Raw genomic sequence first — 15,235 nt, 5'->3', positions numbered from 1 at the left:
AACATGACAGATAAAAATAATAAAATCCCGTTCGATGAAGATAACTATACACATAATATAAACCGCAATAATGAAAGAAAATTAGACCGTCGCGGATTTATGAAGACACTTGTTGGAGCGGCCGGAGTATTCGCCGTTTCCTCTCTTCCATGGGGAGTGTTAGCCGCAAAAGAATTGAATGGGCTTGGGGACAAAAAATACCCGAAGCAGAAAATTGTGGATGTGAAGGCATTATCAATTGGAGATGCAGTCGACTTTGCGTTTCCTGGTGAACATGACAGTGCGATTTTAATCAGACTGTCTGAAAATAAATATGTTGCCTATCAAAATGCATGTACACATCTTCGTTGTCCTGTATTTTGGAAAAAGGATGAAGGTGAAATGCTATGCCCATGCCACCATGGGAAATTCGATGTAGAAACGGGTGCACCCATTGCCGGACCTCCTAGACGTCCATTACCTGAAATTTATGTGAAAGTAGAAAACGGTGCAGTCTATGCCGTGGGGGTGAAGCGTTATGAAGCGTAGTTATCTCCCTGTTGGTTTGCTACTTGCTGTATTGATGCTCAATATTATTTTTACACAATATATGGTTCATCAATATTTCTATGAAAATTATACAAATACGATTATTGCTGCTGTCATAAATGTAGTCTTATTTCCAGTTGCAATTCTCATTTATAAAAAAGGTGTGAAGGTCAATGACTAGTGAAACATATATAGATTTTTGTTTCGTGCGTCCGGAAGCAGGCGATTTTAGTACAGAAATTGAAGAGTTATTGAAGGTTACCTTTGCAAAAAAACGCTTGAATTGGTTTCTAGAAGAAAAAAAGATTGATGGAGCGGAAATGGTTGTGGCTGAAATTAAAGGGATGAGCAATTGGTCATCCGAGGAGGAAACCATTCAATATATCGAGGAGAATGCCGGAGAAAAGTTTTGGGAGTATCTTCAAGGGTATAAGATGTTTATTTATCCGGTATTGAGAGGATGTAATAGCTGTGGAACTCATTAAGCTAGAGGATGTAGAACAGTTTGTTGGTCAGCCGGTAGAAATAGCGATTCACGATGCAGAGGGAGGGGACCAGGCCCCAGCTGTAAAGAAAACAGTGAAAAAAGTGCAAAACTGCCCGGATGGAACCCATATTCGTTTTTATTTTGATGAATTCTATTTTCTAGCAGTGCCATTAACAAGTGAGGTAAATCAATCAGAGAATCAATGGTCTGCTTTTGATCAGGAAAGCGGCTTAACATATACAGTAAAAAAGGTTCAGGTCTTATAATAAGAACCTGCCTTTTTTTATTAGAAGGCTGTCTTAATGCATAATGTTGATTTTTAAACCATGTTGATTGGAGCGGAAGACGCGAAGACTCCTGTGGGAGTATGGTTCAGGAGAGACCCCGCAGGCGCGTTTCTCCGAGGAGGCTCGCCGAAACACCCACGAACCGCTCGCGTCTGGAGCGGAAATCAACAGACAAGTTTAACAAAGCCTATAAGGAAGAGTAGGAGGTGCAAAATGGCTCACTTAAGATCAAAACAGCAGCAGATCAGCTCATATATTATTCACTCACAAGAAGAAGAAATTAAACGAATTGCCTTAGAACTGCACGAGGGAGTTGGACAAAATCTGTATAGTATTTTAACAGGATTACAATTCATTGAATCAAGTGCAAATGAACCATTCATGAAGAATTATGTCCATGAAATGTCTCAGTTGATAGAGAAAACCATTCAGGAAATAAGGCTGCTGTCTGTGGAATTGCATCCGCCTACCCTAACCACTCTTGGTTTACTTTCAGCTATGAAGAGCTATATTAAGTTATATACTTCTACCTTTGGTATCCTTGTAGACTTAGAATCCACTGGTAAAGAACAGCAGATTCCAGAAAAAACAAGTATTACAGTATTTCGCGTATGTCAGGAGGCACTTGCGAATATTGCTAAGTATGCGGATACCTGTAATGTGAAAATGAATTTCATTTGGTCAGAAGATCTGTTAACGATTACAATTTATGATTTTGGCAAAGGATTTCGACCAGATGAGCATGATGAAACTCATCCATCATCAGGGCTAGCCGCAATGAAAGAAAGAATGCTTCTGACTGGCGGTCAGTGTAACATTTCCTCTAAAATAGGAGAAGGAACATGCATAGAACTATCTCTTCCGTTGATAAATAGGGATTAAAGGGGAGTTAAAAGTGATAAAAATCCTGCTGGTTGATGACCATGCCGTGGTTAGAATGGGCTTAAAAATGCTGCTGAACACGAATCCTGAAATGGAAGTGATTGGCGAAGCGTCGGAGGGCAACGAAGGAATCAAAAAAGCGGTAAAACTGAATCCAGATGTAGTGGTCATGGATTTAAGTATGCCACATGGTAAAGATGGGCTTTCGGCAACGACAGAGTTAAAAAAGCTAAGACCTGATATCAACATATTAATTCTAACGATGCACGATGATGAAGAATACTTATTTCGTGCGATTCAAGGGGGAGCCTCAGGCTGTATTCTAAAAAGTGCTCCACATGATGAATTGATGTCAGCGATCGAATCGGTAGCTAAGGGTGATGCGTATCTACATCCATCTGCAACGAAGCGCTTAATGGAAGAATACCTAAGCAGTATGAAACAGGATGGCAGTGATTCCTACAATCTCTTATCTGACAGAGAAAAAGAAGTCTTAACTTTGACCGCAAAAGGCTATTCCAATAAGGAAATCGCAGAACAGCTAGTCATCAGTGTGAAAACAGTCGAGACTCATAAAGGTAAATTAATGGAAAAACTACAGATGAAAACTAGACCAGAGCTAGTAGAATATGCAGTTAGAAAAGGCTTATTAGGTTATGGTATTTAAGGAGAATCACTTGAGATGAAAGAGATAATAGAAATTCCCGCGGTAATCGATGTGTGCAACCGGCTAATGGCTGCTGTTAACTGCGATTTTGTTGCTCTGGCCCTTCAAAATGAGGTAGGCCCAGATGTTAGATGGCATTATGCCTCGGGGAATCTCAATGAAAAATATAAAAGGATTACTGTTCGTTTCGGAAAGGGGATAGCCGGAAAAATTATCTCAAGTGGAAGTCCGATGATGTTGACTGAATTTCCAAATGGAATCCTTGGAAAAGTGACAGATCATCCCATTATGCTTGCAGAAAAACTAGTATCCTCCTACGCGGTCCCTTTATTTTTTAATTCTGTTCCAAAAGGGGTATTGCTTATTGGTAATAGAAGATCCTTTGTGTTCACTGAAGCCAATCAACAAGAAGTAATTGATTCTGCAAGAACCTTGGAACAGGTATTAAAGGATGAGATCCTATTATAGATGCAGGAGGCAGCTATGGAAAAGAAGATGGACCAGCCTGCAAACAAGCTAGCAGATCTTGAGTTGGAATTAAAAAAATCAATGCAGGAATTGGTAGATATAAAATTTGCTCTTGATGAATCTTCAATCGTTGCGATTACAGATTCTCGAGGGACTATTACATATGTAAATGATAAATTCTGTCATATCTCAAAATACTCTAGAGAAGAGTTATTGGGCAATGACCATCGAATTCTAAATTCTGGGTACCATTCTAAGGAATTTTTCAGAGAGATGTGGAGGACCATCGGGAGCGGAAACGTCTGGAAGGGTGAAATCTATAATAAGGCGAAAAGTGGAGATTATTATTGGGTAGATACCACCATTGTTCCTTTTTTAAATGAAAAAGGTAAGCCTTATCAATATTTAGCCATTCGGTATGAAGTAACGGCAAGGAAGCGGGTAGAACAAGAGCTTCAAAAGATGATGACAACGATTATTGATGTGCAGGAGGAGGAGAGAAAGCGGCTCTCGAGAAACTTGCATGATGGCATAGGACAAAACCTTTACAGTCATTTAATCACGATCAATCGTCTAATGGCAGAAGTCGACCATCCCTTGCTTCAACAAATGCAAAAAGAAGCTACTCAATTAATTGAAGAAATCCGCGAAATCTCTTGGGAGCTACGGCCATCCGTCCTTGATGATCTTGGATTAGTTCCTGCGATCCGTTCATTCCTATCCAGGTTTTCGGACCACTACAATATCGATGTGTATTTTGATTGTGTCTTAAATCGCCGCCTTAACATTAATATAGAGCTGACGATTTATCGAATTATCCAGGAGGCACTAACCAATATCAGAAAGTATGCTGAGGTCTCAGAGGCAATGGTAACGATTAGAGAACTGGATGATCACATCAGAGTAATGATTGAAGATCAGGGTGTAGGTTTTGATATGAGTAACAGTTCCTCAGGTGTTGGGCACTTTAGTATGGATGAGAGGGCCCGGTCAGTCAACGGTGACCTAACCATTATCTCGGCTCCTGGTAAGGGAACAAAGATAATATTAGAAGCTCCCATTCAATAAGAAATGAAGCGTGACAATCGTAAAAATTTTTAATAGTGAAGGGTAGGATAAAACGCTAGTAGGTTTTATCCTTTTTTTGGACAAAAGTTTCTGTTGTAGCGTTTAGTGCCCCTGAAGGAAGAAAAGCAAGGCGAATGGTAAGGTGACTAAGTCCCGTGAAGGAAGAAAAGAGGATCAAACGGTAACTAGTCAAGGAGACTAGTGCCCGTGAAGGAAGAAAAGCAGGTCAAACGGTAACTAGTCGCACCATACAGAATCCAAAGAAAAAGAGATTGGGCTACCCCAATCTCTTTACCATTATATTTTAAAAGAACTCTTCAACGATACAATTCGGTTAAATACAAGTTTATCAACCGTTGTATGTTTCGGATCCACGTTAAAGTACCCATGTCTGAAGAATTGAAACTTATCCTGTGGTCTGCTTTCCTTCATGTTTGGCTCAACGAAGCCTTGTAACACTTCAAGTGAATTTGGATTTACGAAATCAAGGAAGGTTTTACCTTCTTCGCTCTCCTCTTTATCTTCATCCAAAATGAGCGGCTCGTATAGTCGGAACTCGGAAGGAACAGCATGTGTCGACTCTACCCAGTGAATGGTTCCTTTTACTTTGCGGCCAGTAAATCCTGTGCCACTCTTTGTTTCAGGATCATACGTGCATCGAAGCTCGACTACTTCACCATTCTCATCTTTAATCACTTCCTGGCAGGTAATAAAGTATGCATTCTTGAGGCGAACTTCATTACCAGGGAAGAGACGGAAATATTTCTTTGGAGGATCCTCCATAAAATCGTCTTTTTCAATGTAAATTTCACGAGAGAATGGGATCTTTCTCATACCCATTTCAGGATTTTCAGGGTTAATTTCCGCATCTAACAATTCAATTTGACCTTCTGGATAGTTGGTGATAACCACTTTTAATGGATTAATAACACCCATTGTACGCGGCGCTTTTAATTTTAGGTCCTCACGAACGAAGTGCTCGAGCATTTGTGAATCAACCGCACCTGATCCTTTATGCACACCTGTTTCACGAACAAACGCACGAATGGATTCTGGAGTGAAACCTTTTCTTCTCATGCCAGAAATGGTTGGCATACGTGGATCATCCCAGCCATCAACAAAGCCTTCTTCAACTAGTTGCTTCAGCTTACGCTTACTCATAACGGTATTCGTTACATTCAAGCGGCCGAACTCGATTTGCTGCGGCGTACTTTCCATTTCGCACTTTTCAACCACCCAGTTATAAAGCGGGCGTTGATCTTCAAATTCAATCGTACAAATGGAGTGTGTAACCCCTTCAATCGCATCCTCAAGTGGGTGAGCAAATGCATACATTGGATAAATGCACCACTTATCACCTGTGTTATGGTGGGTAGCGTGAGCAATACGATAGATGACTGGATCACGTAAGTTGATATTCGGTGATGACATATCAATCTTCGCACGAAGAACCTTTTGTCCATTGTCAAATTCACCTGCGCGCATTTTTTCAAATAACTCCAGGTTCTCTTCAATAGAACGAGTACGGTAAGGACTGTCTTTTCCTGGCTCTGTCAACGTACCACGGTACTCACGAATTTCATCTGCGGATAAGTCATCCACATAGGCTAGACCTTTTTTAATCAATAGAACAGCCCTATTGTACATCTCTTCGAAATAATCGGAAGCGAAGTATAAGTTATCCCATTCAAAGCCAAGCCATTTGACATCTTCCTTGATCGAATTCACATACTCGATATCTTCTTTTAACGGATTGGTATCGTCAAAGCGTAAATTCGTAAAACCGTTAAATTCATCGGCTAAACTAAAGTTGATGAAAATAGATTTAGCATGTCCAATATGTAAATAACCGTTCGGCTCTGGTGGGAAACGAGTAACGATTTTTTGATGCTTACCGGATTCTAAATCTTTAATCATAATATCCTTTATAAAATTTGATGTGTGATTGTCCACCCTATTCAACCTCTTTCATCTTATCTATTATCTATAAATACCATAAATACTGATATTTTTCCATTCTTCCCATCAAATCTTACATAAAACAGGATTGCCTGAGAAAAATTATGGTCCATAAAATTAGTAAGCTTGGCTTTCATACGTTAAAATGGTTAGGTGATAAAGTACATAAGTGAAAGAGGTAATAAGATGATTAACTTTGCAACAGTTGGTACAGGATGGATCTCAGACTCGTTTATCCAAGCAGCACAGCTAAGTGGGAAGTTTCATTTAGTAGGTGTTCATTCGCGTACAGAAGAGAAAGCGAAGCAGATGGCCGATAAGTATCAAGCTGCAAATTATTTCACAAACCTTGAGGAAATGGCCAAAAGTGAAGAGTTTCAAGCTGTCTATATTGCGTCCCCTAATTCTCTCCACTTTGAACAAGCCTTAATCTTTTTGAAAAATAAAAAGCATGTCATCTGTGAAAAACCTATTTTTTCAAATACGGCCGAATTAGAAATGGCTTTCCGTACAGCTGAAGAAAATGGCGTGTACTTAGTGGAAGCCATCCGAAATATTCATACACCTAATTTTCATATCTTAAAAGAAAAATTAGGAATGGCTGGTGACCTTCGAAGTGCCATGTTGCCATATGTTCAATATTCATCGCGTTATGATTTATTTTTACAAGGAGAAGAACCAAACATATTCTCCGCTGTCTATTCAGGTGGAGCGCTTGTCGACTTAGGGGTCTACCCGCTTTATTTAGCCGTCTGCTTATTTGGTGAGCCACGGAAGGTCACGTATCATCCAGTACTGCTTAGAAGTGGAGTGGATGGAAGCGGGACACTGGTATTAGAATATGAAGGTTTTATTTGCACCATTCTATGTTCGAAAATTTCCCATTCGGAGCTACCTTGCGAAATTCACGGGGAAAAGGGAAGCTTCGTTCTTGAAGATGCGGCACCGATTTCGGAAATCAAATTTATCGATAGCCATTCGAAAGATAGTCAAATCTTGAGTGTAGACCAAGAAGAACAAAACATGGTCTATGAATGTGAAGCATTTGCGAATATGATTGAATTAAAGAATGATGAAGAATATACTCGTTTGAAAAATTGGAGTAAGATCATTCTTCGAATCACAGAAGAGGCACGTAAACAAAATAATATTATTTTTACTGTCGAAAAATAAAAAATGCGAGTGGATTGATTAATCCACTCGCATTTTTTATGCAGTTTTTCTTAAATCATGTGCTTCGGTTTGTGATGAAGTTCCATGTGCCTTTTCCCAAACGAATCCTGCCAAGGCGCCGACAAGTGCAGGCACAACCCAACTCAAGCCGACAGAAGCAAATGGAAGGCTGTTCATAAAAGATTCTAAGAAACTAAGCTTTACTCCAAACATTTTTAAGCCATCATACAAACTTACTAATCCTGTAAGAAGCATAGATAAAGCATACACTTTTTGCGAACCAGCGAAGAAACGATGGAAAAACGCAAGTGAAACTAACACAATTGTTAATGGATAAGCCATGACTAAGAATGGAACAGAAATTGTAATGATCTGGTTTAAACCAAGATTTGCAATTAAAAAGCTTGCCACTGTAACTAAAGTAACGACTAGGCGATAACTAAGTTTTGGGGCGATTTTTGAAAAATACTGACCACATGCAATGGTTAAGCCAACACAGGTTGTGAAGCAAGCAAGTGTAAAAATAACTCCAAGAAGGACCTTCCCGCCAGTACCTAAAAGAATAGTGGAAGCAGAGGATAAAATCGCCGTTCCATTATCAAACGAACCGTAGGCAGCCATTTTTGCTCCCAGAAAACCAATAGCAACATAAACAAGTGCAAGAGCAGCACCTGCAACCAAACCGGCCTTTATCGTATAGGCGGTTAGCTCCTTTTTTCCGGTTACCCCTTTTTGTTTAAGTGTTGTCAAAACAACAATCCCAAAGGCAAGGGCAGCTAAAGCGTCCATTGTTGAATACCCATCGATAAAGCCCTTAAAGAGTGAAGCAGATTGATAATTTTCTCCCGGTGCTTGTAAGGGTTTATTTAATTTTAGAAATCCAGTGACACACAAGACAACGATGGATAATAACAAAGTTGGTGTAATAAACCGGCCCATGTAATCAACAACTTTGGACGGGTTTAAACTTAATAAATATACTAGCAAGAAGAAAAGTGCAGTAAATCCTAGTAGTAGCGTGGATTGACTAGCTGATACTTGCCCAAGAAAAGGCTTGAATCCCATTTCGAATGCAACATTTGCATTTCTTGGTACTCCAAAGAATGGCCCGATCGATAAATAAACGACGACGGTAAAAATAGGACCGAACCAAGGGTGTACCCGGCTGCCTAATGTGTTAACCCCGTCTTTCACTCGTGCAATAGCGGTGAGGACCAGCAATGGAAGGCCTACAGCAGTAATAATAAAACCAATGATGGCCGTCCAAAAAGAGGTCCCAGATCCCATTCCTAAAAAGGGTGGGAAAATTAAATTCCCGGCTCCAAAAAACATTGAAAATAGCATCAAACCAACAAATAACGTATCCTTCTTCTTCATCTTTCTCTCTCCTTTTCCTTGCGGCTTTCTTGCTTAGAGAACTATCTAGCTCCAGCTCCCAACGACTAGTGGCCATCCCAATCCTCCTTCCGATAAGTCAACATCGAATCGCTAATGCTCTTCGTGTTTCCTTTATCTCAGTCGAATCGGGCCCCTGTCCATACGTCGCTAAACGGTCGCTTCCGCTTTCAATATAAAAAGCCCGCCCCTATATGGATAGGGACGAGCTAGCTCGCGTTACCACCCTACTTCCGCAAAAAATAAATGCATCTGCGGCTCTCGATCAACGTACCATCATACGTGTCCCATGTTAACGGCGGGCAGGTCGGCAAAGGCTTACTATCATTTTAATTCAGCCTTGCATCTCGGAGATGATTTTCACTTATGTCTTGACACCGGCTTTCACCAACCGCCGGCTCTCTGAAGTACAAGAATGATAAGCTACTCTTCTCGTCATAGATTTTAATAAGTTTTAAAAATTCTAACTAATATGAATAAAGCAATTATATTATTTTTAGATAATTTTGCAACCCCTTTTTTTATAAAAATTATCAGTAACCGTTTACATGGTTGATGTACCAGTGAAAAATTTTTTGACAAAATTAAGTTGCTAATGTGACATCTTTATGAAATGAATTCATCCCATGATTAATATCACATACCTCCTTTTTTACGTTCTTTATATTAAAAGTAATGGAAGAATGGAGGAAATGGGATGAAATCAAAAACGTGGTATAAAAAACAGTTGAAGCGTAAGCCAATTACAGTCACAAGATACGTTGTGCAGGCTGTTTTTTTATTGTTTTTACTATATGTAGGCATACAGTTTTATCGATTCTATTTGCATTTTGAAACACTCGGACAAACACCTTTCGTGGAAAGACCCTCTGCAGTAGAAGGGTTTTTACCGATTAGTGCACTGGTCGCACTAAAGGTATGGATAAATAATGGGGAGTTTGATCAGATTCATCCTGCTGGGCTTGTTTTATTTACCTTTTTTGTAGGTGCAGGAATCATCTTCCGTAAATCCTTTTGCAGCTGGTTCTGTCCGGTTGGAACGGTTAGTGAGTGGACAGCAAGACTTGGCAAAAAAATATTTAAAAGGAATTTTGAGATTCCTACTTGGCTGGCATGGCTTTTATCACCAATAAAATATCTACTTCTCTTGTTCTTCTTAAGCATGGTTATTCAAATGTCTACTTATAGTGCAAAGGCTTTTCTAGAGTTGGATTATAATAAAGTTTCAGACGTAAAGATGCTGCAATTCTTTTTAAATATTGGCGGAACGGGTTTAATGGTTATAGCAGTGATTTTTATCCTGTCGTTATTCTTTAAAAACTTCTGGTGTCGGTTCCTTTGCCCATATGGGGCCTTAATTGGATTAGGCTCCATTTTTAGAATATCTAAGATTCGTAGAAATGAAGAGACGTGCACGAATTGTGAAATGTGTACAAAGGTATGTCCGCAAAGACTGAAAGTCCATAAGGTTGAAGCAGTCAATTCACTCAATTGTACAGCATGTATGTCATGTGTAGAAGCTTGTCCAGTTAAGGATACGCTGAATATGACTGTTGTAAACAAAAAGGTGAATAAATGGTTTATTCCAGTCGCCTTCCTTGTGATGTTTCTTGTAGTCGTAGGAATGGCAAAACTAACCGGCCACTGGGATACCATCATTTCTTATGAAGAATGGAAGCAATTGATCCCAGATGCTAATTATGTTGGACATTAATCTTTGAGCAAAAGGCAACCTGAGAGTAGGGTTGCTTTTTTAATGGTTATGAATCTGAAAATTCTAAAATTTCGGTTGCGGAATGGAAGCAACTACCATTATCATGTAACTATAATTGAAAATCGAGGGAGGGGCTTAAACAAGCTATGGCTAAAACAATTGAAGGATATTCCTTATCTGAATTAATGAACCTGATTGAGACTGTGTTAAATGAAAATCCGACTCCGATTGAAGGTTTTTCAGCAAGTTATCAGTTTAATATTGAAGGAGAAGAAGAGGGAGTTTATCAGTTGCAATTCGACTCTGGAAAGGCACTTGTTAACGAGCAGAATGAACCCCCGGCTGATTGTTCATTATCCATGTCATTAGCCGATTTTCATAAATTTTTATTAGGAAAATTAAATGGTACGATGGCGTTCATGACGGGAAAATTAAAAATTAAAGGGGATCTTGGTAAGGCACTCAAAATTGAAAGCCTTCTCCGACAATATAACCTAAAAGAGCATTTATAAGTGTCTCCTAGATAAACACCCAGTTTACTTTTTTCATATACATATAAAAAAGTAAACTGGGTGATTTGTTATGTTTGAGAGTAATCGTCTTCTAGTGAATTGGATTCGTTCCTGCCTTCCCATAGGATCAGAATTACAAGATGTCCTTCGATATGCTGATTTGGATGGGGATGGAATCAATGAAGTGTGTGGAATGTACCGTTACAATCGTCAGCTCTATTTATTTGTGTTGAAAAACTATGGTGGACAATATTGGTTTTATTATCCGTATTCACCGAAAATAGTGTACAGAGCATTTCAAGCAATATCAAAGCATACAGAGGATAGGGCCGTTTATCTCTTCACTGCCTCGCTCAAACAAGTGGGTGGAACTAAATGGGGCTATATTGATGCAAAAGGAAAATTTGTCCTTCCTCCCATTTATGATGAGGCTAGAGATTTTCAAGAGAATGGTCTCGCCATCATTAGACTAGGGGATCAATCAGGTGTCATTGATTCAAAGGGATATTTTATCGTAAAACCAAAGTATGATACGATTCAGCCGTTTTCAGAAGGCCGAGCCATCGTTAATGATAGTCAAGGGCATAAGGTAATTGATGAAAGCGGCAAGGAAATCACCGATAAAGCCTATTCCGTTATTAGTCCTGAATATAAGGAGGGGCGTGTCTCAGCAGCCTTAGAGGATGAACACGGACAGTATCTATATGGGTACTTAAATAAAAGAGGTAAGGAGGTTATTCCTCTAATCTATGTTTCTACGAGTGAATTTAAAGATGGAAAAGCCATTGTAAAAACGAAGGAAGGGACTTTTCAGCTAATTGATTTAACTGGAAAGGTTCTAAAATCCTTTCCATATGCATTTGTGGGTAATTATGGCCAAGGTTTACTAGCGTTCAAGAAAACGCAAGATGGAAACTTTGGATATATCGATGAAGAAGGAAGAATCGTCATTGAACCTCGTTTTACTGATGCAGAACCATTTATAGGAGGGCGAGCCATTGTTGCTTTGTCTGAAGGTAATGAAGCACGCTACGGGTTAATAGACCAAAAAGGACATTTTATCATTAAACCGAACTACAATAATCTTATCAATCTAGGGGGAAATCGGTTTGCCATTGGTAAGGAAAGAAAGCCAGAACAGCCGTGTGTTCGATCTATTTATGCATTGGGGGATGCAGAAGGACACATTCTAACCGGTTTTATTTTTAATGAAATCACGTCTTTTGAAGAGGGGATGGCATCTGTATCTGATGACAAACATACATTCTTTATTGATAAAAGTGGAAGGCGAGTGAACCACCTGCCATTGGTTAACGGGAGTGGAACATTGCAAATAGAGAAGACAATGATTAAGAGTGAAGTCGATATGCGATTACAATATTTTAGTCTTAACGGTGATTTAATATGGAAGCAAAACACTATAATCCCCCTAGCCAAGCAATACTTCGTTTTAGAACAAAAATACAGGCCCAATAAAGATTATTTAGTTTACTATCCACAATTAAGAGGGATTCCCAACCAAGCAACCGTTAATGCAGACCTAGCAAAGCTTGCTGGTGTAAAGCCAGTACCGTCCCATATTCAATTGGAATCTACCTATGATGGTGATTTTGAGATCACTTTTTTTCAAAAAGATTTACTAGTAATTGAAATTACCGGGTATGATTATGTATCTTGTGCTGCGCATGGAATGCCTATTTCTAAATATGCTCATATTAACCTTAAAACTGGGATAATGTATCAGTTAAAAGATTTGTTTAAGCAAGGAAGCTCTTATGTAAAAATTATCAGTGAATTGATTAGAGAGCAGATAAAAACCAAGGAACAATATTCATACCTTTTCCCAGATGAGTACCATGGAATTAAGGAAGACCAACCCTTTTTTATTAATGACAAGGGGTTGAATATTTACTTTAACCCTTATGAAATTGCGGCTTTTGCAGCCGGTTTTCCTACATTTACAATTCCTTTTGAGGTATTGAAGAGCATTATTAATCATAATGGAGGCTTTTGGAAGTCATTTCATTAATGGTAGGGCGGGAGGATATTCCTGCCTTTTTTGCTTTCAGAAAATTAAAAAATAACAATAGAAAAAGGTAAGGGGAATATGAAATAATGTGATTAACTACTAAATGAATATAGAAGGAGTGAATTTTATGAGGATTTACGATGTTTCTAGAAAGTTGGTAAATGGAATGCCGGTATGGCCTGGGGATACCCCTTTTCAATATGAAGTTTCGTGGCCGATGGAGGAAAGCGGCTCAGTAAATGTAGGTAGACTTGAATTGAGCATACATACAGGTACACATGTGGATGCCCCATTTCATTTTGATAACCATGGAAAAAGAATCATAGAGTTAGACCTATCATTATACATAGGACCTGCAAGAGTAGTTGATATGGTCGGAAAATCTAGTATCGGGCTATCAGATGTAAAAGATCTCGATCTCGCTGGTGTTACGAGAGTCCTATTCAAAACACTTGCTTGGAACAATCCGGACGTATTTCCTGAGAAGATTCCCCATATTGAGGCAGAGTTAGCTCCATTTTTAGCAGAGAAGGGAATTAGACTGATTGGTTTGGATGTTCCATCTGTTGACCCCATCGACAGTAAGGAGCTTCTAGCTCATCACAGCTTGAATCAAAATGGAATTCACATCTTAGAATCACTCCTCCTGGATGAAATTGAACCGGGAGATTATGAACTGATTGCATTACCTTTGCCTTTAGTGGAAGGAGACGGAAGTCCCGTCCGTGCGGTACTCCGGTCCATATAATAGGCTGTGTTAAAGAACAGTGTTGAATTTTACACCCTGTTGATTGGAGCGGAAGGTGCGAAGACTCCTGTGGGAGTATGGTTCAGGGGAGACCCCGCAGGCGCGTTTCTCCGAGGAGGCTCGCCGAAACACCCACGAACCGCTCGCACCTGGAGCAGAAATCAACAGGCAAGGTTAACAGATCCAAATAATATAAAAAGAAGAAGCATCGTGCTTCTTCTTTTTATTGAATACTAAACATGAGGGCAACATATGCTGTGAAAATAAATAGAACGCTCATAAAAAGTGACATACCTTTTGAAGCCTTTTTGACAAAAATGAAAATGATGAATAAAAGAAAAATGAGAGCTGCGAGTGACAAGCCGATAGAGCCCACTCCAACCGTTAGATGCAATGGAAAACTGAATTCACCGGAATGAAAAAAGCCATATAGCTTGGAGACTCCTTCTGTTTTGATTGTACGAAGGATGTCATGCGGTGGCGACTGTTGCCCCATTGCTCCTGTAACAGCAAATATAAGCAACACAACGACACTCTCTAGCTTCACCCAGGATAAAGGGTTAAAGGTGGAATCAGCGGCCAGCTTTTTCCGAACAAGAATGCTGTTAATAAACGCAAAAACAAGTAAGGGGATAATCGTTAAGTGTTTAATCAACAATGCCTGCCCATAGGATAATGGCCAAGTATTAGCATAGTCTTTTACATTCATCACAAAGGTCATCAAGGCAATTCCGGAAATAACAGTGATAAGGAAACAGGTTACAGCAAGCGGGGTATACCACTTTAAAAACTTCAACCAATTATCATAGTTTTTCGAGAACCAGCCTACCATAAATAAAATCCCAATCCATGTACTAACAGCTAAAAAATGAATGGAATGAGTAAAAAATCCTGGCCATTTGGATAGTGCACTCGCATGACTGGACATACCGAGTGCTGCGATCAAAGCCAGTGTCAGAATTAACCCGGTAATAGAAAGGAGCGGCTTTCGTTCCATTTTGATGGGTAGTAAAAATATAAACAAAATAATGGAGAGAACCCCAGTTTTAATCCACGATTTCCCTACTTCGAACTTGGTTAACACAGATTGCAGTGTGAGGCCTAACTCCAAACCGCCTTTTGATAAGTATAAAATGATTCTTAGAACAGGTACAAAGGAAAAAAGGGCAATTCCAAGAACTGCCCCCAAGAGAATCCCTTTCGAGATATTAATCTCAGGACGGTAATTTTCAGGTACAAGATTGATAATAAAATGTCCGAGCAGTATAGAAAAACATAAATATAGTAATGCTTCACTTAGTACATTTACGATTAACAT

General features: G+C 39.4%; 16 protein-coding genes and 1 other annotated feature. Of the genes, 13 read left to right on the top strand and 3 right to left on the bottom strand.

Features of this window, described 5'->3' with window-relative positions; all coding sequences use genetic code 11:
- The first annotated feature begins 3 nt into the window (after positions 1 to 3).
- From QE429_RS21670 to QE429_RS21635, 8 genes are all read left to right on the top strand, one after another.
- Positions 4 to 528, top strand: a complete 525-nt coding sequence (locus tag QE429_RS21670) for a Rieske 2Fe-2S domain-containing protein (protein WP_307289985.1) — start codon at positions 4 to 6, stop codon at positions 526 to 528.
- Positions 518 to 709 carry a hypothetical protein gene (locus tag QE429_RS21665; RefSeq protein ID WP_307289984.1) on the top strand — a complete coding sequence of 64 codons (192 nt, stop codon included), beginning with the start codon at positions 518 to 520 and terminating at the stop codon, positions 707 to 709. Before QE429_RS21670 ends, QE429_RS21665 begins: the two co-directional genes overlap by 11 nt.
- Positions 702 to 1,013 (top strand): hypothetical protein, encoded by a 312-nt coding sequence (locus QE429_RS21660; RefSeq protein ID WP_307289983.1) that lies wholly within the window; start codon positions 702 to 704, stop codon positions 1,011 to 1,013. Before QE429_RS21665 ends, QE429_RS21660 begins: the two co-directional genes overlap by 8 nt.
- Positions 1,000 to 1,281 carry a hypothetical protein gene (locus QE429_RS21655; protein WP_307289982.1) on the top strand — a complete coding sequence of 94 codons (282 nt, stop codon included), beginning with the start codon at positions 1,000 to 1,002 and terminating at the stop codon, positions 1,279 to 1,281. The genes QE429_RS21660 and QE429_RS21655 overlap by 14 nt, the downstream gene beginning before the upstream one ends.
- A 234-nt stretch (positions 1,282 to 1,515) precedes the next feature.
- The gene (locus QE429_RS21650) at positions 1,516 to 2,184 is read left to right on the top strand and encodes a sensor histidine kinase (protein ID WP_307289981.1); all 669 of its coding nucleotides are present in this window, start codon (positions 1,516 to 1,518) and stop codon (positions 2,182 to 2,184) included.
- A gap of 13 nt (positions 2,185 to 2,197) precedes the next feature.
- The gene (locus QE429_RS21645) at positions 2,198 to 2,851 is read left to right on the top strand and encodes a response regulator (RefSeq protein WP_307289980.1); all 654 of its coding nucleotides are present in this window, start codon (positions 2,198 to 2,200) and stop codon (positions 2,849 to 2,851) included.
- A 15-nt stretch (positions 2,852 to 2,866) separates the two neighbouring features.
- The gene (locus QE429_RS21640) at positions 2,867 to 3,319 is read left to right on the top strand and encodes a GAF domain-containing protein (protein ID WP_307289979.1); all 453 of its coding nucleotides are present in this window, start codon (positions 2,867 to 2,869) and stop codon (positions 3,317 to 3,319) included.
- A gap of 27 nt (positions 3,320 to 3,346) precedes the next feature.
- Positions 3,347 to 4,387, top strand: a complete 1,041-nt coding sequence (locus QE429_RS21635; protein ID WP_373463277.1) for a PAS domain-containing sensor histidine kinase — start codon at positions 3,347 to 3,349, stop codon at positions 4,385 to 4,387.
- A 297-nt stretch (positions 4,388 to 4,684) separates the two neighbouring features.
- Here the strand turns inward: QE429_RS21635 and QE429_RS21630 are convergent, their stop codons facing one another.
- Positions 4,685 to 6,340, bottom strand: coding sequence for a glutamine--tRNA ligase/YqeY domain fusion protein (locus tag QE429_RS21630; RefSeq protein ID WP_307289977.1), 1,656 nt, complete (start codon positions 6,338 to 6,340; stop codon positions 4,685 to 4,687).
- A gap of 192 nt (positions 6,341 to 6,532) precedes the next feature.
- Here QE429_RS21630 and QE429_RS21625 point away from each other — a divergent pair, with 192 nt between their 5' ends.
- Entirely contained in the window at positions 6,533 to 7,519 is a 987-nt protein-coding gene (locus QE429_RS21625; protein ID WP_307289976.1) for a Gfo/Idh/MocA family protein, read from the top strand.
- 36 nt (positions 7,520 to 7,555) lie between these two features.
- On the opposite strand, the gene brnQ is transcribed toward QE429_RS21625, so the two are convergent.
- Positions 7,556 to 8,896 (bottom strand): branched-chain amino acid transport system II carrier protein, encoded by a 1,341-nt coding sequence (brnQ, locus tag QE429_RS21620; protein ID WP_307289975.1) that lies wholly within the window; start codon positions 8,894 to 8,896, stop codon positions 7,556 to 7,558.
- Positions 8,897 to 9,111: 215 nt separating this feature from the next.
- Positions 9,112 to 9,362, bottom strand: a binding site (T-box leader).
- A 249-nt stretch (positions 9,363 to 9,611) separates the two neighbouring features.
- Between brnQ and QE429_RS21615 the strand changes: the two genes are divergently transcribed.
- The 4 genes from QE429_RS21615 (at position 9,612) to kynB (ending at position 13,917) form a co-directional block, all read left to right on the top strand.
- The gene (locus QE429_RS21615) at positions 9,612 to 10,628 is read left to right on the top strand and encodes a 4Fe-4S binding protein (RefSeq protein ID WP_307289974.1); all 1,017 of its coding nucleotides are present in this window, start codon (positions 9,612 to 9,614) and stop codon (positions 10,626 to 10,628) included.
- Between the two features lie 146 nt (positions 10,629 to 10,774).
- Positions 10,775 to 11,140, top strand: a complete 366-nt coding sequence (locus QE429_RS21610) for an SCP2 sterol-binding domain-containing protein (protein WP_307289973.1) — start codon at positions 10,775 to 10,777, stop codon at positions 11,138 to 11,140.
- 70 nt (positions 11,141 to 11,210) lie between these two features.
- The gene (locus tag QE429_RS21605) at positions 11,211 to 13,169 is read left to right on the top strand and encodes a WG repeat-containing protein (RefSeq protein ID WP_307289972.1); all 1,959 of its coding nucleotides are present in this window, start codon (positions 11,211 to 11,213) and stop codon (positions 13,167 to 13,169) included.
- Between the two features lie 127 nt (positions 13,170 to 13,296).
- Positions 13,297 to 13,917 (top strand): arylformamidase, encoded by a 621-nt coding sequence (gene kynB, locus QE429_RS21600; protein WP_307289971.1) that lies wholly within the window; start codon positions 13,297 to 13,299, stop codon positions 13,915 to 13,917.
- 223 nt (positions 13,918 to 14,140) lie between these two features.
- On the opposite strand, the gene QE429_RS21595 is transcribed toward kynB, so the two are convergent.
- Positions 14,141 to 15,235, bottom strand: coding sequence for a copper resistance D family protein (locus QE429_RS21595; protein WP_307289970.1), 1,095 nt, complete (start codon positions 15,233 to 15,235; stop codon positions 14,141 to 14,143).

Origin of the sequence: Bacillus sp. SORGH_AS_0510 (genome assembly GCF_030818775.1) — a bacterium.
Lineage (GTDB): Bacteria > Bacillota > Bacilli > Bacillales > Cytobacillaceae > Neobacillus.
This window is presented reverse-complemented; position numbering and strand designations above follow the sequence as displayed.